Origin of the sequence: Mesorhizobium sp. ES1-3, from assembly GCF_020164795.1 — a bacterium.
Lineage (GTDB): Bacteria > Pseudomonadota > Alphaproteobacteria > Rhizobiales > Rhizobiaceae > Mesorhizobium.
Window position 1 is genome coordinate 120,624 of the sequence record NZ_JAIUGW010000007.1, and the last position, 20,787, is coordinate 141,410.

Genomic DNA, 20,787 nt, shown 5'->3' on the forward strand with positions numbered 1-20,787 from the left:
ATCTACGCGTATTTCGTGTGGAGCTTACATGCTGCAGAGAACCGGATCGTCGCATAGCCGATTGGCCGATGGGGATAGCATACCCAAGAATGGAGCACAGGTTCCCGCCAGGGATACCGCGCTGACCTATGTCAGCGATGCCGAGCCCGGTATCCGCCGGCTGAAGGCTGGCAAGGGATTTGCCTACAAGGGACCGGGCGGGAAAGCGGTCTCCGATGCCGCCAGGGCGCGCATCGCGGCGATCGTCATCCCGCCGGCCTGGACCGATGTCTGGATTTCGCCCGATCCGAATGGACATATCCAGGCGACCGGGAGGGATCAGCGGGGGCGCAAGCAGTATCGCTATCATCCACAATGGGCCGAGGAGCGCGACGGTGCCAAATATTCGAGCCTCGTCGCTTTCGCCGAAAGCCTGCCGGACCTTCGGCGCAGAATCGACAGCGATTTGCGCCGTCACGGCCTCCCGCTCGAACGCGTGGTCGCCGCAGTGGTCTGGCTGCTCGACAACACGATGATCCGCGTCGGCAACGCGGCCTATGCACGCGACAACAAGAGCTTCGGCCTGACGACATTGCGGGACCGGCATGTCGACATCAAGGGGTCGAGCCTGCGCTTCGCCTTCAAGGGCAAGTCCGGCAAGGAATGGAGATTGAAGCTGATCGACCGCCGCATCGCCGGGATCGTTCGGGGCGCGCAGGACCTGCCGGGCCAGAAACTGTTCCAGTATCTCGACGAGGGAGACGATAGACGCCCGGTCCGCTCCGACGACGTCAACCGCTACATCCGGGACGCCGCCGGCGACGCGTTCAGTTCGAAGCATTTTCGCACATGGGGCGGCACCATCCACGCCGCGTCGCTGTTTGCGCAGACCGAACTGCCTGAAAGCCAAGCACGGCAAAAGCGGGTCATGAACGACGTCATCGACAAGGTGGCCGCACGGCTGGGCAATACGCGTGCGGTCTGCCGCAAATGCTATATCCACCCGCAGGTTTTCGAGGTCTGGTCGCAGGGACAGCTGCTTGCCGAAATGGCGGAAGCCAACAAGCGCAAGCGGTCCATAAACGGTCTCGATGAGGAGGAAGCGCTCGTGCTGAGATGGCTAAAAACACACGAAAGCTAACTCGGGCGACGGACGAACACCAAACCCACGGCTGCCGGATTTTTTTATCGACGCCGTGTCGGGATCGGTCATACTGTTTCGTCCTTTGATACAGAAAAGGACCGATCATGCTTTACGCCATCCTCTGCTACGCCTCCGAAGATGTCGTCTGCTCCTGGAGCAAGGAACAGGACGACAAGGTCATGGCCGACCTCCTCGGCGTTCAGGAGAGGTATGCCAACGCCGGCCGGCTTGGGCCCGTGGCGCGGCTTTTGCCGACAACAGCGGCAACGACGCTGCGAAAAGTGAAAGGCGAATCGCTGGTCATCGACGGGCCGTTCGCCGAAACCAAGGAACAGTTCCTCGGCTTCTACACGCTCGATTGCGCCGACCTCGACGAGGCCGTCGAATTCGCCCGCGAGCTTTCCGAGGTCAACCCGAGCGGCGGTTCCTATGAGATCCGGCCGGTATCGGTGTTCCTTCCGACCAGGATTCCAGCATGACTGAACTCGCCTGGATAAGCTCCGCGATCAGCGCTGCCCGCCCGCAGGCGATGGGCGCGCTGCTGCGCTATTTTCGCGATCTTGACACCGCGGAGGAAGCTTTCCAGGACGCCTGCCTCAGGGCAATCAAGAACTGGCCGCAAAACGGACCGCCGCGCGATCCGGCGGCCTGGCTGATCTTTGTCGGCCGCAACAGCGGCATCGATGCGGTGCGCAAGCGCGCCAAGCAGGCGCCGATGCCGGAGGAGGACCAGATCTCAGATCTGGAAGATGCCGAGAGCGACATCGCCGAGCGGCTCGACGGCGCGCATTACCGCGACGACATACTGCGGCTGCTGTTCATCTGCTGTCACCCTGATTTGCCCGCAACGCAGCAGATCGCAGTGGCGCTGCGCGTCGTCTCCGGCCTCACCGTCAAGCAGATCGCGCGCGCCTTCCTGGTTGGCGAGAGCGCCATGGAGCAGCGCATCACCCGTGCCAAGGCGCGCATCGCGGACGCCGGCGTGCCGTTCGAGACGCCGGACGCGGTCGAGCGCTCCGAGCGGCTCGCGGCGGTCGCGTCCATGGTCTACCTGATCTTCAACGAGGGATACTCGACCAACAGCGGCGAGGCGCCGGCCCGCGCGCCGCTCTGCGAAGAGGCGATCCGGCTGGCCCGGCTGCTGCTCAGACTTTTCCAGACCGAGCCGGAGATCATGGGGCTGACGGCATTGCTTCTGCTGCAGCATGCGCGCGCACCGGCTCGTTTCGACGGCGATGGCGAGATCGTTTTGCTCGAGGACCAGGACCGGAGCCTATGGAGTCGCAAGATGATCGACGAAGGGCTGGCGCTGGTCGACAAGGCCCTGCGCCACCGCAGGCCCGGTCCTTACCAGGTGCAGGCGGCTATCGCAGCGCTCCATGCGCGAGCGGAGAAGGCCGAGGACACGGACTGGGTGGAGATCGACCTGCTCTACGGCCTGCTCGAACAGATGCAGCCGTCGCCGGTCATCACGCTCAACCGTGCGGTCGCGGTCGCCAAGGTGCGCGGACCGGAAGCGGCGCTGGCGATGATCGAGCCGCTCGAACAGAGACTGTCTGGCTATTTCCATTTCTTCGGTCTCAAGGGCGGGCTCTTGATGCAACTCGACCGGGGCGAGGAGGCGCGCATCGCCTTCGACCGCGCCATTGCGCTCGCCAACACGGCGGCGGAAGCAGCCCATATCCGCATGCATATCGACCGTCTGATCAAGGACGGTGCCGTGCGCGCGCCGGCGAAAAAGGCAAACTGAGCGCGCTCTGTCCGGTCGGCTCAAGAGTCGCCTGGCTCAATCGTGCAGCTTGGGCTTGGACCATGCCGGGGTGGCGATTTTCCCCTGAAACAGGTAATGGCACGCCATGATAGCCCCTTCCAGCCGCGACGGCGCCGGGAAGGCATAGCGCAAGGCGTTGACCCCGCCATACGAGCGGCGGGATCTGAAAGGGACAAAAAATGACCATAGCGAAGGAAACGGCCGAGCTTCTGGCGAAACTGGGCGTGGCCAAGGAGGCGCTTGACGGCGGCGACCTGATCGTGCGCAGCCCGGTGACGGGTGAGCAGATCGCGGCGCTGAAGACGATCTCGCCGGCCGATGCGGCGAAGACCATCGATGCCGCCCACCAGGCGTTCCAGTCATGGCGGCTGGTGCCGGGTCCCAAGCGTGGCGAACTGGTGCGGCTGCTGGGCGAAGAACTGCGGGCGCACAAGGCCGAGCTTGGCCGGCTGGTGTCGATCGAGGTCGGCAAGATCCCCTCAGAAGGGCTCGGCGAAGTGCAGGAGATGATCGACATCTGCGATTTCGCCGTCGGTCTGTCCCGGCAATTGTACGGTCTGACCATCGCCACCGAGCGTCCGGGCCATCGCATGATGGAAACCTGGCATCCGCTCGGTGTCGTCGGTGTCATCTCGGCCTTCAACTTCCCGGTCGCGGTGTGGTCGTGGAACGCAGCGCTTGCGCTGGTCTGCGGCGATGCCGTGGTATGGAAACCTTCCGAGAAGACACCGCTGACGGCGCTTGCCTGCGAAGCGATCTTCAAGCGCGCGGTCAAGCGCTTCGGCGCGGACGCACCGCAAGGCCTGGCGCCGGTGCTGATCGGCGACCGCGCCGTCGGCGAGATCCTGGTCGACCATCCGAAGGTGCCGCTGGTTTCGGCCACCGGCTCGACCCGCATGGGCCGGGATGTCGGTCCGCGCCTGGCCAAGCGTTTTGCGCGCGCGGTGCTGGAACTGGGTGGCAACAATGCCTGCATCGTGTGCCCGACCGCCGATCTCGACATGGCGCTGCGCGCCATCGCCTTCGGGGCCATGGGCACCGCCGGCCAGCGCTGCACGACGCTGCGCCGCCTGTTCGTCCATGACAGCGTCTACGACGCCCTGGTTCCGCGCCTGAAGAAGGCCTATCAGAGCGTCTCCGTCGGCAATCCGCTGGAGACCTCGTCGCTGGTCGGGCCATTGATCGACAAGGCCGCGTTCGATGCCATGCAGAAGGCCTTGAGCGAAGCGACCGCCCATGGTGGCAAGGTAACCGGCGGGACGCGGGTCGAGAATGGCCATCCGGATGCCTATTATGTCCATCCGGCGCTGGTCGAAATGCCGAAACAGGTTGCACCCGTGACGGAAGAGACCTTCGCGCCGATCCTCTATGTGATGAAGTATTCCGATTTCGACGCCGTGCTCGATGAGCACAATGCGGTTGGCGCCGGCCTGTCGTCATCGATCTTCACTCGCGACCTTCAGGAATCCGAGCGGTTCCTCGGTGTCGACGGCTCGGATTGCGGCATCGCCAACGTCAATATCGGCACGTCGGGGGCCGAGATCGGCGGCGCTTTCGGCGGTGAAAAGGAAACCGGCGGCGGCCGCGAGAGCGGCTCCGATGCATGGAAGGCCTATATGCGCCGCGCCACCAACACGGTGAACTATTCCAAGGCGCTGCCGCTTGCCCAGGGCGTCTCGTTCGACATCGATTGAGAACGCCGCCCGCAATCAGTGTCGATCAAGCTCGCCGAGCAGTCGACACAGGTGGAGGGTGTGCACGCGGCAGTAACGCTGGACAGCTTCTGACGCCTGTCCAGCGTCGGCTTTTCGTAACTGGGCACAGGCCGAGCCGCCAACGCTGCCGAGGTCCTCGGCGTCGCGCGGCCACGCAAACGCAGAACCGGTCAATCGACCTGTTCTGGCAAAATTCCGGACGGAAAACGTTTCACACTTTTCCTGGAATTGCTCTCGTGCGCGGCGCTGCTCAGCCCTCGGCTTGCGATGGCGGAAAACAGGCCTTGAAGGCGCCGTCGACGACGGCCAGCTTGGCGGCCTGGACGGTCATGTATTCCTCGTAGAATCCGTGCGACACCCACATCACCGAATGGCCGCGCTGGCCGAGCCAGCCAACGCTGCCGAGTTCCTCCGCCATGCGCAGTTTGCGGCCGAGATGGGTCCGCGACAGCTTGAGCCATTTGGCGAAGTCGCCGATCGAAACCACGCTGGTCGGAATCCGCTCCAGGCCGGCGTGGTCGGGGTCGATGCCCGACATCAGCCAGTCCATGACGATGCCGCCATTGTTGAGCCAGATGAACAGGGAAAAGGTCTGGTTGGGTTCGCGCACCGGCTTGGACGCAAGCAGGCCGTCAGCCACCAGGGGCTGCAGCGTGGCAAGCATCTCGGGCCGCTCCAGGAATCTGGCCAGCCGGTCGCCGCCGTCGATGTGGTCGAGCGTGCGCAGATGGGCTGTCACCCAGCCGGTGAATCGCTCTATGGTGGCCGTCGTCGGCTGCAGGGGATGCGTGCGGCCGTCCCCGCCCGCCACATACTCGGCGATGTTGTAGTGCAGCATCTCCTTGATGAAGGCGTCGGCCGTGTTGCGGCTGGCCACCGCGTTCTTGTGCACGACCTCGATGAAACGCGATACGGTCAGCTCCTTGCGGCGGTCGTTCGGGTCGCGCCTGAAGTGCATGGCAAGGCCGATATGGCCCAAAAGCCAGCGCTGCTGCGTGGCAAAGATGGAAGCCAGCCGCGGGCTTTCCTCGTAGATACGGATCAGGGACTGCGACTGTTCCTGAACGTAGCGGTGCAAGGCCGGATGGTCGGCTATGTCTTCCAGATTCAGCGTTGATCTCCCAATGCCTTGAATGAGCTCGGATGGCGAGGTTGCGTCCCCATTTTCCAGTCTTCAGCGCACATGTCCAGTCGTACCGACTGCGAAGAACAGGGCCAGCCGAGGCACAGATCGACGGCGATGGTTATATGGCGCATTCCGCTAACTGATTGCTATAGCTGGAGAACTCCTTCCCAATAATCGTTAGCCGAACAGCGGAATCCAGCCCCAGCGTTGTGCGACGGTCGTCTGCAGGGGCGTGTCCAATCGCTGGTCATGGCGGCATCTTTCACCCCCATCAACCGATACGGCCGAACCCCGCGAAGTTGGATTAACTGTTGGACAGGTTCGATCCCACATTCCGGCCGGAGTTGAAACCGGCCCAGCGGGTCATGTCGCCTTCACTCGGCGGCCTGAACCCGGTTGGCCAGGATGATCGCGCGAATCTCGGACCGGCAGGAGCCGCAATTGGTCCCTGCCTTCAGCGTGGCGCCGATGGCGTCCACGGTGGTGCAGCCAGCCGACACGGCAGCCGTGATCTGGTTGACCCCGACGTTGAAACAGGAACAGACGGTCGCGCCGGCATCGGGTCGTTCGGCACCGGCGCGACCGGCAACGATCCTGAAGCGCTGGTGCTGGCTGGCGTGGATCTCGCCGAGCCGCTCGGCCGCCCAGCCGCGTGAGACCGCGACCGGACCGGGTGCGATGAACAAGGCACCCGCCAGATGCTCGCCTTCGAAGGCGGCAATGCGGTGCTGGCCGGCCTCGCGGTCGTGATAGGCCAGAACCTCGGCGTCCGCGGTACCGAAGAGCGAACCGGCGAAGGCCGTCCAGTCGACATCGTCATCGGCAAAGGCAAGCTCGACCCGCCAGCCGCCCCGGCATCTGGCTACCGCCCAGTAATCGGCGGCCATCGTCGTGGGTCTGTTGCGCGTCACGGCAAAGCCGAAGGCCCTGGCGGTGAATTTCTCGATGCGGGCCGCGACATGCTTCAACGCCGGCTGGCCTGACACCGGATCGGCAAGCGATGCCGTGAGCGTGTCGAGCCGGCCCCTGGCGGCGAATTGGTCGGTCCAATGCATCGGCGCGAACAGGCTGCCCGGGCGTTGGCGCGTGGTCACCAGCGCGCGGACCAGCACCTCGCCGCGCGGAGTCGAGATGCGTGCGATATCGGCATCGCCGATGCCGTGGCGTTGCGCATCCACCGGATGAATTTCGACGAAGGGCTCGGCGATATGCTGGGACAGGCGCGGGCTTTTGCCGGTGCGCGTCATGGTGTGCCAGTGGTCGCGGATGCGGCCGGTGTTGAGGATGAGCGGGAAGTCGGGGGTGATGCGGGTTTCGACGGTTGGGCGGAGGGCGACGAAGCGCGCCTTGCGGTCGGGTGTGTAGAAGTTGCCGTTGGCGAAGAAGCGGGTGGATCGATGCCTGGTGGTGCCGCCCACTTTTGGCGGATGTCGAGCTTGAACACCCCCCTCTGGCCTGCCGGCCATCTCCCCCGCAAGGGGGGAGATTGGCAGCGTTGCTGCCGGCGCCTGCCTAGCAACGTTGAAGATTGGCGAAGGCCGCGACAACATCCGATCTCCCCCCTTGCGGGGGAGATGGCCGGCAGGCCAGAGGGGGGTGCCTGGGCTCGGCGCCGGCCATTGGAAGGGCGCCAGCGCGTCGTAGGCCCCAGCATCGACCTCGCCATAAGCGCCGATGTCGAAATCGCGCTCGCCATCGTTCTCGAACCCTGACAGCGCCGCGTGCTCGGCGAAGATCTCCGCCGGCGTCTCATGCGCGAACGCCTCCTCAAAGCCCATGCGCCGCGCCACCTCGGCAATGATCCACCAGTCGGGCCGCGCCTCGCCGGGGGCCGGCAAGAACGCGCGCTGGCGCGAGATGCGGCGCTCGGAATTGGTGACGCTGCCGTCCTTCTCGCCCCAGGCCGTCGCCGGCAGCCGGACATGGGCGTGGCGGACCGTATCGGTCTCGGCCAGCACGTCCGAGACCACGACGAAGGGGCAGGCCTTGATAGCCGCTTCGACGGCGCCTGCATCCGGCATCGAATCGACCGGGTTGGTGGCCATGATCCACAGCGCCTTGATGCGTCCGTCGGCAACCGCCTTGAACATCTCGACCGCCTTGAGGCCGGGCTTCCCTGCAATCGCCGGCGCCTTCCAGAAGCGCTGCACGCGCTCGCGATGCTCGGAGTTTTCGATCTCCATATGGGCGGCGAGCATGTTGGCCATGCCGCCGACCTCGCGGCCGCCCATGGCGTTGGGCTGGCCGGTGACAGAGAACGGCCCGGCGCCCGGTTTGCCGATACGGCCGGTGGCGAGATGGCAGTTGATGATGGCGTTGACCTTATCGGTGCCCTGGGACGACTGATTGACGCCCTGGCTGTAGACGGTGACGGTCTTTTGCGTCCTGGCAAACAGGCTGTAGAAACGGCCGAGCTCGTCTTCGCTGAGCCCCGTGGCGGCAGCGATGCCGGCAAGGTCGAGCGCCGAGGCGGCGAACAGTGCTTGCCCAAAGCCGGTCGTATGCGCCGTGATATAGGCACGGTCGAGCGCATTGTGCTGGCCGAGCCAGGCGAGCAAGCCGGTGAACAGGGCGACGTCGCCATCCGGCGCGATCGCCAGATGCATGTCGGCGATATCAGATGTCATGGTGCGGCGCGGATCGACCAGCACCACCTTCATCTCGGGCCGCTTTTCGCGGGCGGCCGCGATGCGCTGATAAAGCACCGGATGGCACCAGGCGAGGTTGGAGCCGACCAGCACGATCAGATCAGCCAGTTCCAGATCCTCGTAGCTTCCCGGCACGGTGTCCGAGCCGAAGGCGCGGCGGTGGCCGGCGACCGAGGACGCCATGCACAGACGCGAATTGGTGTCGATGTTGGCTGAGCCGACAAAACCCTTCATCAGCTTGTTGGCGAGGTAGTAATCCTCGGTCAGCAACTGGCCGGAGACGTAGAACGCGACCGCGTCGGGACCATGCTCGGCAATGGTTTGCGAGAAGGTCGAGGCGACGAGGTCGAGCGCCTCGTCCCAAGAGGAACCGCGGCCGTGGATTTGCGGATCGAGCAATCGGCCGTCGAGGCCGATGGTCTCGGCGAGTGCGGAGCCCTTGGAGCAGAGCCTTCCGAAATTCGCCGGATGATCGGGGTCGCCACGGACGGACACCTGCCCGTCCGCGGCGACCTTCGCCAGCACGCCGCAGCCCACCCCGCAATAGGGGCAGGCGGTCTTTACCTGAAAGGGCGCCATGGCCTTCATCGACGGACCCAATCAGGTGAGGAGACAACCATGCTCGGAACGCATGGGCAGCGGCGCCATGTCGCCATGGCTCCCCGCCGTTCTGAACGGAGGGCGGCGGCCCAGATCAGCTTCGCCATGGACTATTCCGCGGCAGCGCGCGCGCCGGCCGCGAGGCGAGCCGCGGGAGCGACACGCTTCGGGCCGGTGCGGGCATGGGTGGAATAAAGCGTCAGGCCGACAAAGGTTATCCCGCCCACGAGATTTCCGAGCACGGTCGGAATCTCGTTCCATACGAAATAGTCCATGATCGAGAATTTCGCGTGGAGCATGAGACCCGAGGGAAACAGGAACATGTTCACGACGGAATGCTCGAAACCCATGTAGAAGAAGACCATGATCGGCATCCACATGCCGATCACCTTGCCCGACACGGAGGTCGACATCATCGCCGCCACAACGCCGGTCGAAACCATCCAGTTGCACAGGATGCCGCGGATGAAGAGGGTGAGCATACCCGCGGCGCCATGGGCGGCATAGCCAAGGGTGCGACCTTCGCCGATTTCGCCGATCTTCTGGCCGACGACGTTCGGCTCCACGGTGAAGCAGAAGGTAAAGACGATCGCCATCATCAGGGCGACCGTCAGCGCGCCGGCGAAATTGCCGATGAAGACCAGGCCCCAGTTGCGCAGCACGCCGCCTGACGTCACGCCTGGACGCTTGTCGATCAACGCCAGGGGAACGAGCGTGAAGACGCCGGTCAGCAGGTCGAACCCCATCAGATACAGCAGGCAAAAGCCAACCGGGAACAGGATGGCGCCGGCGAGTGGCTGCCCGGTCTGGACGTTGATGGTGACGGCGAAGACGGCGGCGAGCGCGAGGATGGCGCCGGCCATATAGGCGCGGATCAGAGTGTCCCTCGTCGACATGAATATCTTCGCTTCGCCGGCGTCGATCATCTTGGTCACGAATTCCGCAGGTGCGACATATGCCATGGTCAGGTCTCCTTGCTTGAAAGGAACAGGGACGGCGTCCGTCCGGAACGTGAGGTTCTCATGCTACTCCGCCGCGACCGCCACCACCCACGATTGGCCTATGGAAATCCGGTCATCCTCGATCCTGACCGGAATGGTGCGTACCGCGCCCTCGTCGGCGCCAAGCGCCTTGCCCGTCTCCAACGAGATCACCCAATTGTGCAAGGGACAGGTCACCGCTGCGCCATGGACGATGCCCTGGCTGAGCGGTCCGCCTCTGTGCGGGCAATGGTCGTCAATGGCGAAGACCTGATCGTCCGCTGTGCGGAAAACGGCGATCTTGCCCTGCGGTGTCGCGACGCAACGCGCGCCGCGGCGGGGGATGTCGGAGATCTTGCCGATCGATACCCAGTTCATCATCATCACTCCGCCGCCTGCGCAAACCCGACCGACGCCATCGGCCTGAACTCGTGCTTATCCTTGCCGGAGACGCGCTCCGACCAGGGATCGACCTGCGCGAATTTCTGCGAAAAGACGAAGCGCTCGTAATAGGCTTGACGCTTCTCGCCATCGTCCATGATCTGGCGCTTGATCTCGGCGATGCCGATGCGCTTGGCCCATTTGTAGATGCGCTCGAGATAGCGGCCCTGCTCGCGGTACATCTGCGTCAGCGCTACGATATGCTCCAGCGCTTCGCCTTCGGTTTTGACCAGCCCCAGCACTTCCGTGCCCTTGATGTCGAGGCCGGCGGCACCGGCGAAGTGAATCTCGTAGCCACTGTCGACGCAGATGACGCCGACATCCTTGCATGTCGCCTCGGCGCAGTTGCGCGGACAACCCGACACTGCCATCTTGACCTTGGCGGGCGTCCACGAGCCCCACATGAATTTCTCGATGCGAATGCCGAGCCCGGTCGAATCCTGTGTGCCGAAGCGGCACCAGTCGGAGCCGACGCAGGTCTTCACCGTGCGCAGGCCCTTGGCATAGGCATGGCCCGAGACGAAGCCGGCCTGGCCAAGATCGGCCCACACCGCCGGCAGGTCCTCCTTGCGGATGCCCAGCATGTCGATGCGCTGGCCGCCGGTAACCTTGACCATCGGAATCTCGAACTTGTCGACGACGTCGGCGATGGCGCGCAGTTCGGCCGCATTGGTCACGCCGCCCCACATGCGCGGCACCACCGAATAGGTGCCATCCTTCTGGATGTTGGCGTGGACGCGCTCGTTGATGAAGCGCGACTGGTAGTCGTCGGCATACTCGTCCGGCCAGTCGCAGACGAGGTAGTAGTTGAGTGCCGGCCGGCATTTGGCGCAGCCGCAGGAGGTTTTCCACTCCAGCTCCTGCATGACCGCCGGAATGGTCTTCAGGTGCTTGGCCTTGATCAGCCGGCGTACTTCGTCATGGCCGAAGGTGGTGCAGGAACACATGGGCTGCACCGCGGCGGGGTTGTAGGTGTCGCCGAGGGTCAGCACCATCAGCTTTTCGACCAGCCCGGTGCAGGAGCCGCAGGAGGCCGACGCCTTGGTGTGGGCGCGCACGTCGTCAAGCGAAGTCAGGCCCTTGCCCGTGATCGCGCCGGTGATCTTTCCCTTGCAAACGCCGTTGCAGCCGCAGATTTCCGCATCATCCGGCAAGGCTGCAACGGCCGCCATAGGGTCCAGCGGGGCACCTCCCTGGTAGGACTGGCCGAACATCAACGTATCGCGCATTTGCGATATGTCGGTCTGTTTCTTCTTCAGGTCGTTGAACCAGGCGCCATCGGCCGTTTCGCCGTAGAGCACGGTGCCGATGATGCGATCGTCCTTCAGCACCAGCCGCTTGTAGACGCCGGCGGAAGCATCGCGCAGCACGATCTCCTGGCGGTCGTCGCCGTCGGCGAAGTCGCCGAGCGAGAAGAGATCGATGCCGGTGACCTTGAGCTTGGTCGGCGTGTCCATGTGGACGAAGGCGGCGGTTTCGTCGCCGGCAAGCTGATGGGCGGCAACACGCGCCATCTCGTAGAGCGGCGCCACCAGCCCGTAGACCATGCCGCCCACCTCGGCGCACTCGCCGAGCGCGAAGATGTCGGGGTCGTTGCTGCGCATGCCGGCATCGACGACGATGCCTCTGTTCACGGCGATGCCTGCATCCTTGGCAAGTGCCGCGTTCGGCCTGATGCCGACCGCCATCACCACCAGCGTCGCCGGAATGATGGTGCCGTCGGCCAGTTCCACCTGCTCGACCTTGCCATTGCCCGTGATGGCCTGGGTGTTGGCCTTGGTGATGACCTTGATGCCGCGCTCCTCCACCGCGCGCTGCAGGAGGTAGCCGGCGGCCGGATCGAGCTGGCGTTCCATCAGAGTCGGCATGACATGCAGCACGGTGACATCCATGCCTTGTGAATTCAGTCCGGCCGCGGCCTCGAGCCCGAGCAGGCCGCCTCCGATGACCACGGCCTTGGCGCGCGACTGCGCGGCAAGCATCATCGCGCGGACGTCATCCAGATCGCGATAGGTCAGCACGCCCGGCAAATTGTGGCCCGGCACCGGGATGATGAACGGCACCGAACCGGTGGCGATGACCAGCTTGTCGTAGGGTTCGGTCACGCCGTGGTCCGAGGTGACGGTCTTCGCCTGCCGGTCGATGGCTACGATCTTGTGGCCCTTGTAGAGGGTGATGCCGTGCTTGATGTACCAGCCATCGCCATGGATGATGATCTCTTCATAGGCCTTTTCGCCCGATAGAACCGGGGACAGCATGATGCGGTCGTAGTTCACGCGCGGCTCGGCGTTGAAGATGGTGACCGCGTAACGGTCCGGTGCCTGCTCCAGGAGGTGCTCCAGCATGCGCCCGGGCGCCATGCCGTTGCCGATGATGACGAGTTTTTCTTTTGCCATCGCTGGAAGTTCAATGTCCCTGGGGGTCATCCTTGGGCCTCCTATTCCGCCGCCGCGACTGAAAGCGCGCCGTCGCCACGGCGCGTGCGGTGCGCGCGTTTCTGTTTGATCTGTTGCAGCAGCGCCGGATCGGGATCGGCGCCGCCTTCATACGCTTCGAGGAAGTCGAGCAATTCTTCGCGGTAAGCGTAGTAGTCCGGGTGGGCGAGCAGCGCCTTGCGCGAACGCGGCCGCGGCAAATCCACCTCCATGATGTTGCCGATGCGGGCGTTGGGACCGTTCGACATCATCACCACGCGGTCGGCCAAGAGGATCGCCTCGTCGACGTCGTGGGTGACGCAGATTGCGGTGACCTGGGTGCGCTTCCAGACATCCATGAGGACGTCCTGGAGTTCCCAGCGCGTCAGCGAATCCAGCATGCCGAACGGCTCGTCGAGCAAAAGCAGCTTGGGCGACAGCGAGAAGGCACGGGCGATGCCGACACGTTGCTTCATGCCGTTGGAGAGTTCGGCGGCCAGCCGGTGCATGGAGTCGCCGAGCCCGACCCGGTGCAGGTAATATTCGATGACGTCCTTGCGCTCGGCCGGCGTCGCATCGGGATAGACGCGGTCGACACCCAGCGCGACATTCTCGCGCGCTGTCAGCCACGGCATCAGCGACGGCGCCTGGAAGACGACGGCGCGCTCGGGTCCGGCGCCGGTCACCTCCTTGCCGTCAAGGACGATGCCGCCGCTGGAAATGCCGTTGAGGCCGGCCGCCATCGACAGCACCGTCGACTTGCCGCAGCCGGAATGGCCGATGAGCGTGATGAATTCGCCCTTCTTCATCTTGAGGTCGAAACCGTCGACGACGGTGACCGGACCCTTTGGTGTCGGATAGACCTTGCGCACCTCGAAGAACTCGACATAGCGCTCCTCGACCGGCGAGGCCGACGCCTCGCGATAGGCTTTCGGCGGCGTGCTCTTCTGAGTGATCGGCACGATTTTCGGCAGTTGGATGCCACTTTCGAGGTCGCCGCCTTCGGCGCCGGCATCGATCAGATACTGGGTCACCGCGGCGCGCAGGCGGATGAATTCCTCGTCATGGTTCATCGCGGCGCGGTTGCGCGGCCGCTCGATGTCGACGCGAAACGACGGCCCGAGCGTCGCATTCGGCCCCGGTTTCAGGGGGATGATGCGGTCGGCGAGCAGGATCGCCTCGTCGACGTCGTTGGTGATCAGGATGATGGTCTTCTTCTCCTTGCCGCAGATGTCGGCCAGCTCGTCCTGCAGCTTCGAACGGGTGAGCGCATCGAGCGCCGACAGCGGCTCGTCGAGAAGAAGAATGTCCGGCCGCGTCGCCAGCGCCCGGGCGACCGAGACGCGCTGGCGCATGCCGCCGGAAAGCTCGGCCGGCTTGCGGTCGATGGCGTGCGAAAGGCCGACCAGCTCGATATAGTCCCGCGTGATCGCCTGCCGTTCGGCCTTCGGCGTGCCCTTCAGGACGGCATCGACCGCCAACGCGACATTGCCGTAGACCGAAAGCCACGGCATCAGCGAATAGGACTGGAAGACCACGCCGCGATCGGCACCGGGACCATCGATCTGCTTGCCGCGCACCAGCACGCCGCCGCTATCGGGGCTGATCAGGCCGGCGATCGCCGAAATCAGCGTCGTCTTGCCGGAGCCGGAAAAGCCGACGATGGCGATGAACTCGCCCTCCTCGACCTTGAGGTTGATGTCGGACAGGACTTCGGTGCGCCTGGCTCCCTCGCCATAGGCCTTCGACAGGCCGGTCACTTCAAGAATAGCCATCGCGTGCGCCCTACCTGTTGGCCGAGAAGGTCAGCGCCGACTGCAGCGCGAACATGATGCGGTCGAGCACGAAACCGATGATGCCGATGGTCAGAACCGCGACCATGATGCGGGCGAGCGACGTCGACGAGCCATTCTGGAATTCGTCCCAGACGAATTTGCCGAGCCCCGGATTCTGGGCCAGCATTTCGGCGGCGATGAGCACCATCCAGCCGACGCCGAGCGACAGCCGCAGCCCTGTGAAGATCAGCGGCAGCGCCGAAGGCAGGACGAGCTTGCGGATCGTCGTGAGGGTCGAGAGCTGCAGCACCTTGCCGACGTTGACGAGATCCTTGTCGATCGAGGCGACGCCGAGCGCGGTGTTGATCAAGGTCGGCCAGAGCGAGCACAGCGTCACGGTGACGGCGGAAATGACCAGCGATTTCGGCAGCGCGTCGCTTGGATCGACATAGAGCGCCGAAACGACCATCGTCACGATCGGCAGCCATGCCAGTGGCGACACGGGCTTGAAGATCTGCACCAGCGGATTGACGGCGCCGTTGAACGTCTTGGAGAGCCCGGAGGCGATGCCGAGCGGCACGGCGACGATCGTGGCGATCAGGAAGCCGAGGCCGACGGTCTCGAGCGAGGTGAGGATCTGGTCGAAATAGGTCGGCTTGCCGGTGTAGGCGCGCTGCTTGACCTGGTCGGCCTTGCCCTCGCTCACCAGCTGCGCGTTGCGCGCCTCGAGCCGCTGGTAGAAGGCGGCTTCCTTTTCGCGCTCGGCCCAGTGGTCGGCCCATAGCACGCCGGCCTGCTGCCAGACCTCGACCGGGCCCGGTATGGCGCCGAGCGAGGTCTGCACGCGCGGAGCGAGCACGCCCCAGGCAGCCAGGAAAACCGCAATGCCAAGCAGCGGGATGACAAGCAGGCGCTTCAATTCGCCAAGCTGCTCGGCGACATTGTCGCCGGCGGCGATCCTGAATATCGGCGCCAACCAGGCGAGGCCGAGCACTTCCAGCCATCGCGCCGCGCCGTTGATGCGCGTGAGCAGACGCTCCTTGCGTTTGGCGCGGGCCACGTCCAACGCGGCGTTTGTTCCGGTTGCAAACGTCATCAGCCGGCGATCTCCGTGCCCTGGATGACCTGCTTGGCCTTCAGTCCGATCGAAAGGCTATCGATATAGGCGTTGGGCTTCTTGCCGTCGTAAGCGATGCCGTCGATGAACTCGGCCGTAGGCGCCTTGTAACCGTCGCTGTCCCAGGGGAAGTCGGCCTTGCCAGCCTTGCCCTCGTCGACCAGCATTTTCGCGGCCTTGAGATAGATGTCGGGCAGGTAGACGGATTTCGCGGTGTCGGCATACCACTGGTCGTCCTTGCCGACCGGGATCTGCCCCCAGCGCCGCATCTGCGTCAGGTACCAGATGGCATCCGAATAGTAGGGATAGTTGGCGAAATGGCGGAAGAAGACGTTGAAGTCGGGAACGTCGCGCTTGTCGCCCTTTTCATATTCGAAGGTGCCGGTCATGGAATTGGCGATCACCGCCTCGTCGGCGCCGACATATTCGGGCTTGGCCAGCATCTTCACCGCCGCCAGCCGGTTGGCGTTGTTGTCCGCGTCCAGCCACATCGCGGCACGGATCAGCGCCTTGGTGATGGCAATCGTGGTGTTTGGGTATTTTTCGGTGAACTCCTTGGTCATGCCGAAGACTTTTTCCGGATTGTTCTTCCAGATCTCGTAGTCGGTGATGACCGGAACGCCGATGCCCTTGAACACGGCGGCCTGGTTCCACGGCTCGCCGACGCAGTAGCCGACGATGGTTCCGGCCTCGAGCGTGGCCGGCATCTGCGGCGGCGGCGTCACCGAGAGCAGCGCATCCGCCTTGATCTGGCCCGAAATGTCGTCCGGCGAATAGAAGCCCGGGTTGATGCCGCCCGAAGCCAGCCAGTAGCGCAGCTCGTAATTGTGCGTCGAAACCGGGAAGACCATGCCCATGTTGAACGGCTTTCCCTCGGCCTTGAACTTGTCGATGACGGGCTTCAGGGCATCGGCCTTGATCGGATGGACGGGCTTGCCGTCCGCGACCGGGATGTGGGCCTTCATCATTTCCCATACGGCGTTGGAAACGGTGATGCCGTTGCCGTTGAGATCCATGGAAAAGGGCGTGACGAGTTCGGCCTTGGTGCCGTAGCCGATGGTCGCGGCAAGTGGCTGGCCGGCCAGCATGTGGGCGCCGTCGAGCTGACCGGTGATGACGCCGTCGAGCAGGACCTTCCAATTGGCCTGCGGCTCGAGCGTCACATAGAGGCCTTCATCCTCGAAGTAGCCGAGCTCCTTGGCGACGGCGAGCGGCGCCATGTCGGTCAGCTTGATGAAGCCGAACTTGAGCTCGTCCTTCTCGACGGCAAGCATTTCGGCACGGGCCGGAATTGGAAACAGCGTCTTTGCGGCGACGAACAGCCCCGCCGTCAGCGCACTGCTGGCAAGAAAATCGCGGCGCGTGAAATCCTTGAGGAGCGTGTCAGTTCCGATCCGTTTCGTCATCGTCGTCTCCGGTTGGGGCGCCGCTTGGGATCAGCGCCGTCGATTGCGTGTTCGGGTCAAAAACAAAAAAGCCGCCGTCCAGGCCCTCGCGTCCGTACATCCGGGATCGCGTGTCGACCTGAGCGGCAGCTTTGCCTGTGGGCGCCCATCGTTGGACGCCTGTTCCGTTGCCCGTGAAGGGTTCGTTTATTTCAAAGCAGGAACCGTGCCAGTTTTTCCCTCAGCAGGAATTTCTAATGAAATCAGCTGGATCGCCGACTCATGGTTCGGCCGCGCCGGCAACGGATAAGGTCAAACATTGACCAATCCGGTCGATGGATCGCATAAATTTTGTGCAATGCACAAGAATGGCGCGCAAATGCTCAGGGGTGCGACTGGCTCGCAATATAGGTGTCGATCTCATCGGGATCGAAGATCTGGCCGTCGAAGAAGCCGTCCGGGCCGAGCACCAGGCTTGCGCCCGCCGAGCCCACCGGAGTCGCCACCTTCAGCGCGCCTTCGACCTTGGCATTGGCGCCGGGCAGCGCGACGCCGAGCGGCTTCAGCGCCGAGCGGTAGAGGTCGGGCCGGTAGCAATCGCGGGCGATGGCAAGGTTTTCCGGCGTGTGTGCGACGTGGCCCCAGCGGACCATCTGCGTGTAGAACCACAGCGAATGGCTCTTCCAGGGAAAGTTGGCGGCCTTGCCGAAAGGCAGGAAGAAATCCTCGACGGTCCGTTGTGCTCCGCCGCCGAGCTGCAAATGCCCGGTCAGGATCGGCATCTCAATGGCCGCCTTCTGGCCGAGGAAGCCGGGCTGTGCCATCAGCGCCGCCAGTTCGCCATGATTTGCCGCGTCCTGGCACCAGCGGGCGGAGTGGTGCAGCGCCCTCAGCAGCGCCGCCAGCGCGTCCGGCTGCTCTTGCGCCCAGGCCTTGCGCGCGCCGATGACTTTCTCCGGGCTGTTGCGCCAGAGCAGCGCCTTGACTGTGACGATATGGCCGGTGCCGGCTGCCACCGCGGCGCTGTTCCAGGGTTCGCCGACGCAATAGCCGTCGATGCGGCCGGCGGCCAGCGCATCGGTCATGAAGGGCGGCGGCACGATGACGATCTCGATCTCGAGGTCCGGGTCGACACCGCAGGCGGCGAGCCAATAGCGCAGTTCGTAATTGTGCCCGGAATGCGGATGCACGACGGCAAAGCGCAGCGGCTCGCGGCCGGCGGCCGCCCGCTCGCGGATGAACGCACCGAGAGCCGCGCCGGCACGCGCCGGATCGAGATCCGATACGGCGCCGTGCGCCGCCATGCCGGCCCAGACAGCGTTGGAGATGGTGACGCAGTTGCCGCCGAGCCCCAGCGAAAAGGGCACGATGGTCTCGGAGGCGAGGGGGGTGAGACCAAGATTGCAGGCAAGCGGCATCGGGCCGAGCATGTGCGCGAGGTCGAAATGGCCGATGGCGATGCGGTCGCGGATGTTGGCCCAGGAGGTCTCGCGGTGCAGGATGAGATCGATGCCTTCGCGCGCGGCAAAGCCCAGTTCGCCGGCCGCGACCAGGACTGCACTGTCGAACAGCGGCATGAAGCCAGCGGTGATCTGGTGCTCGGCGCCCATGTCTATTCGTCCTCCGCCGGTCCGAGAAGCCCGGCGGCAGTCACCAGGCTCTGGGCGATATCGCTGATCTTGCGGTTCTGGTTCATCGCCGTCTTGCGCAGCAGCGTGTAGGCGGCTTCTTCGGTCAGGCCGCGCGACTTCATCAGGATGCCCTTGGCGCGGTCGATCACCTTGCGGCTCTCGAGTTCGCTGCGCGCCTCTTCCAGTTCGCGCGCCATGCGCGAGAAAGCGTTGAAGCGGCTCACCGCCATGTCGAGGATCGGCTTGACGCGCTCCTGCCTCAACCCGTCGACGACATAGGCCGAGACGCCGGCATCGACAGCGGCCTCGATCGAGGCCTGGTCCGAGCGGTCGACGAACATGGCGATCGGCCGCTTTACCGCACGCGACAGCTGGAACATGTTTTCCAGCATGTCGCGGTTGGGGTTTTCCAGGTCGATGACGATGACGTCAGGCTCGATCTCGGCGATGCGCCGCGCAATGCCGCTGACGTCATGGATGACGGTGACCCGCTGATGGCCGGCCTCGCGCAAGCCGGCCTCGATTATCGAAGCGCGGATGCGGTTTTCATCGATCACCAGGACGGCGAGTGAAGTTCGGATCATGGCCGCATTGTGGGCATGCTCGGGAATTTGTGCAATGCGGCATACCCACCGGCCTTGGAAGGTCGGTGGCTAAGCCCAGAATGCTTGGTGGCGAAAAGTATCTGCCTGGCAGGAGACGCCGATCAGCCGCAGACGCGAACGTCTTCGACCACCCTGTGACGGTGGCGCCAATGCACGACCGTCTCGATATGACAGCGGTGATGACGATGGTGGCGCCGGTATTCGCCGTCGTATTGAACGCTCTGGTCGCCATCATACTGGTTGTCATAGCGGCGCACATGATGACGGCGAACGACGACTCCGGAATCGTCATCCGAGGAATATTGGCTGCCGTCGTCGGACTGGATAGTCACACTGGCAGCTTGTGTTGGCGCAATCGCTGCCGCTGTCGCGGCAAGCGCCAGCACCGAAGCCAAAATCAACTTCTTCATTCCATCCTCCTGAATGTTCAACGCACATAAACTCGCGGAAGAACCGGGTGTTCCGCTCAGATCCACACGCTTTGCTACGCCGGCGACATCAAGGCGTTATCGGCCACATACTACAAGTGGACGAAGGCGGTCAGCGGCAGATGGTCGGAGGCCACGCGCGACAGCGGCGTGTCATGCGCTTCGACGGTCGCGATCATGCCGTGGCGGTTGGCCATGATCCTATCGAGCGCCAGAAGCGGCAGGTTGGACGGGAAGGTGGGGACTGCCGGCGGCTGCGGGCCGAAGGTCGCGTGCAGCGTGTTCAGCGCGGAGCGGTTTCCGAGCCGCCATTCGTTCAGATCGCCGAGCAGGAGCGTCGGCTTCTCGTCGGGGCTGTTCATGAGATCGAGCACGACCTGGGCCTGCTGTGAGCGGGAGCGGCGCAGCAATCCCAGATGGGCCGCGATGATGCGCAGGGATTGATTTCCATCGAGATCGATCTCCGCCACCACGGCGCCGCGCGGTTCGAGACCCGGAAGCCTGATCTGATGCACGTCGCGAACGACGCCCCTTTTGAACAGCAGGACATTGCCGTGCCAGCCATGGCCTTTGCCCGTTGCCGAAATGGGCACCGGCACGAGGCCGGTTTCCAGTTCGAGACGGTGCAGGTCGAGAAGCCCGACACGGTCGCCGAAACGATTGTCGGCCTCCTGCAGGGCGATGACGTCGGGGGCGATCTCGCGGATGACGCGGCTGGTGCGGTCGGGATCGAACTTGCGGTCGACGCCGATGCATTTGTGGACGTTGTAGGAGGCGACCAGCGTCCCGGTGACGCCACCCTTCTTCGGCGACAAGGCGTTGGCCTTGCGCATCCGCCTGTCGCGAATGGACAGGAGCACGCTGGCCGGCAGACTGCGCCCGTTCATTCGCATAGCGCGCCCATCATCCTTGCTGTTCTCACCATGCACCTAGAAATAGAGTCTTTCGGCCGATGTTCCATGGTTGGCGACACGCTATCGGGCAAACACGTCGTTTTGTTAAAGACAGGCTTTTTCTCGGAGATAATG

The 20,787-nt window shown here is 64.1% G+C and carries 16 protein-coding genes; 4 read left to right on the forward strand and 12 right to left on the reverse strand.

Annotation, left to right across the window (positions count from 1 at the left end):
- Positions 1 to 28 precede the first annotated feature (28 nt).
- The 4 genes from LB536_RS12815 (at position 29) to LB536_RS12830 (ending at position 4,588) form a co-directional block, all read left to right on the forward strand.
- Positions 29 to 1,120, forward strand: a complete 1,092-nt coding sequence (locus tag LB536_RS12815; RefSeq protein WP_224592733.1) for a DNA topoisomerase IB — start codon at positions 29 to 31, stop codon at positions 1,118 to 1,120.
- A 107-nt stretch (positions 1,121 to 1,227) separates the two neighbouring features.
- Positions 1,228 to 1,602: a YciI family protein gene (locus LB536_RS12820; protein ID WP_224592736.1), complete on the forward strand. Its 375-nt coding sequence runs from the start codon at positions 1,228 to 1,230 to the stop codon at positions 1,600 to 1,602.
- Positions 1,599 to 2,873, forward strand: a complete 1,275-nt coding sequence (locus tag LB536_RS12825) for an RNA polymerase sigma factor (protein WP_224592739.1) — start codon at positions 1,599 to 1,601, stop codon at positions 2,871 to 2,873. The genes LB536_RS12820 and LB536_RS12825 overlap by 4 nt, the downstream gene beginning before the upstream one ends.
- Before the next feature lie 200 nt (positions 2,874 to 3,073).
- Positions 3,074 to 4,588 (forward strand): aldehyde dehydrogenase family protein, encoded by a 1,515-nt coding sequence (locus LB536_RS12830; protein ID WP_224592742.1) that lies wholly within the window; start codon positions 3,074 to 3,076, stop codon positions 4,586 to 4,588.
- Between the two features lie 271 nt (positions 4,589 to 4,859).
- Here the strand turns inward: LB536_RS12830 and LB536_RS12835 are convergent, their stop codons facing one another.
- The 12 genes from LB536_RS12835 to LB536_RS12890 form a co-directional block, all read right to left on the reverse strand.
- On the reverse strand, positions 4,860 to 5,687 hold the full coding sequence (locus LB536_RS12835; protein ID WP_224592745.1) for a hypothetical protein: 828 nt from the start codon (positions 5,685 to 5,687) through the stop codon (positions 4,860 to 4,862).
- Positions 5,688 to 6,109: 422 nt separating this feature from the next.
- On the reverse strand, positions 6,110 to 8,971 hold the full coding sequence (locus tag LB536_RS12840; protein WP_411966543.1) for a molybdopterin-dependent oxidoreductase: 2,862 nt from the start codon (positions 8,969 to 8,971) through the stop codon (positions 6,110 to 6,112).
- Positions 8,972 to 9,093: 122 nt separating this feature from the next.
- Complete coding sequence (locus tag LB536_RS12845) at positions 9,094 to 9,945, reverse strand: formate/nitrite transporter family protein (RefSeq protein ID WP_140755846.1); 852 nt, start codon at positions 9,943 to 9,945, stop codon at positions 9,094 to 9,096.
- A 63-nt stretch (positions 9,946 to 10,008) separates the two neighbouring features.
- Positions 10,009 to 10,347, reverse strand: coding sequence for a nitrite reductase small subunit NirD (nirD, locus tag LB536_RS12850; RefSeq protein WP_181178317.1), 339 nt, complete (start codon positions 10,345 to 10,347; stop codon positions 10,009 to 10,011).
- A complete protein-coding gene (nirB, locus tag LB536_RS12855; RefSeq protein WP_224592751.1) occupies positions 10,347 to 12,800 on the reverse strand; it encodes a nitrite reductase large subunit NirB in 2,454 nt (817 codons plus the stop codon). The genes nirD and nirB overlap by 1 nt, the downstream gene beginning before the upstream one ends.
- A gap of 41 nt (positions 12,801 to 12,841) precedes the next feature.
- Positions 12,842 to 14,593 carry an ABC transporter ATP-binding protein gene (locus LB536_RS12860; RefSeq protein WP_224592755.1) on the reverse strand — a complete coding sequence of 584 codons (1,752 nt, stop codon included), beginning with the start codon at positions 14,591 to 14,593 and terminating at the stop codon, positions 12,842 to 12,844.
- 10 nt (positions 14,594 to 14,603) lie between these two features.
- Entirely contained in the window at positions 14,604 to 15,689 is a 1,086-nt protein-coding gene (locus LB536_RS12865; RefSeq protein WP_224592757.1) for an ABC transporter permease, read from the reverse strand.
- The gene (locus LB536_RS12870; RefSeq protein WP_224592759.1) at positions 15,689 to 17,116 is read right to left on the reverse strand and encodes a CmpA/NrtA family ABC transporter substrate-binding protein; all 1,428 of its coding nucleotides are present in this window, start codon (positions 17,114 to 17,116) and stop codon (positions 15,689 to 15,691) included. Before LB536_RS12870 ends, LB536_RS12865 begins: the two co-directional genes overlap by 1 nt.
- 362 nt (positions 17,117 to 17,478) lie before the next feature.
- Positions 17,479 to 18,705, reverse strand: a complete 1,227-nt coding sequence (locus LB536_RS12875) for a CmpA/NrtA family ABC transporter substrate-binding protein (protein WP_224592761.1) — start codon at positions 18,703 to 18,705, stop codon at positions 17,479 to 17,481.
- Positions 18,706 to 18,707: 2 nt separating this feature from the next.
- Positions 18,708 to 19,310 carry an ANTAR domain-containing response regulator gene (locus LB536_RS12880; protein WP_224592763.1) on the reverse strand — a complete coding sequence of 201 codons (603 nt, stop codon included), beginning with the start codon at positions 19,308 to 19,310 and terminating at the stop codon, positions 18,708 to 18,710.
- A gap of 122 nt (positions 19,311 to 19,432) precedes the next feature.
- Positions 19,433 to 19,741, reverse strand: coding sequence for a hypothetical protein (locus tag LB536_RS12885; protein ID WP_224592764.1), 309 nt, complete (start codon positions 19,739 to 19,741; stop codon positions 19,433 to 19,435).
- A 110-nt stretch (positions 19,742 to 19,851) separates the two neighbouring features.
- A complete protein-coding gene (locus tag LB536_RS12890; protein WP_224592766.1) occupies positions 19,852 to 20,652 on the reverse strand; it encodes an endonuclease/exonuclease/phosphatase family protein in 801 nt (266 codons plus the stop codon).
- Positions 20,653 to 20,787: the final 135 nt, after the last annotated feature.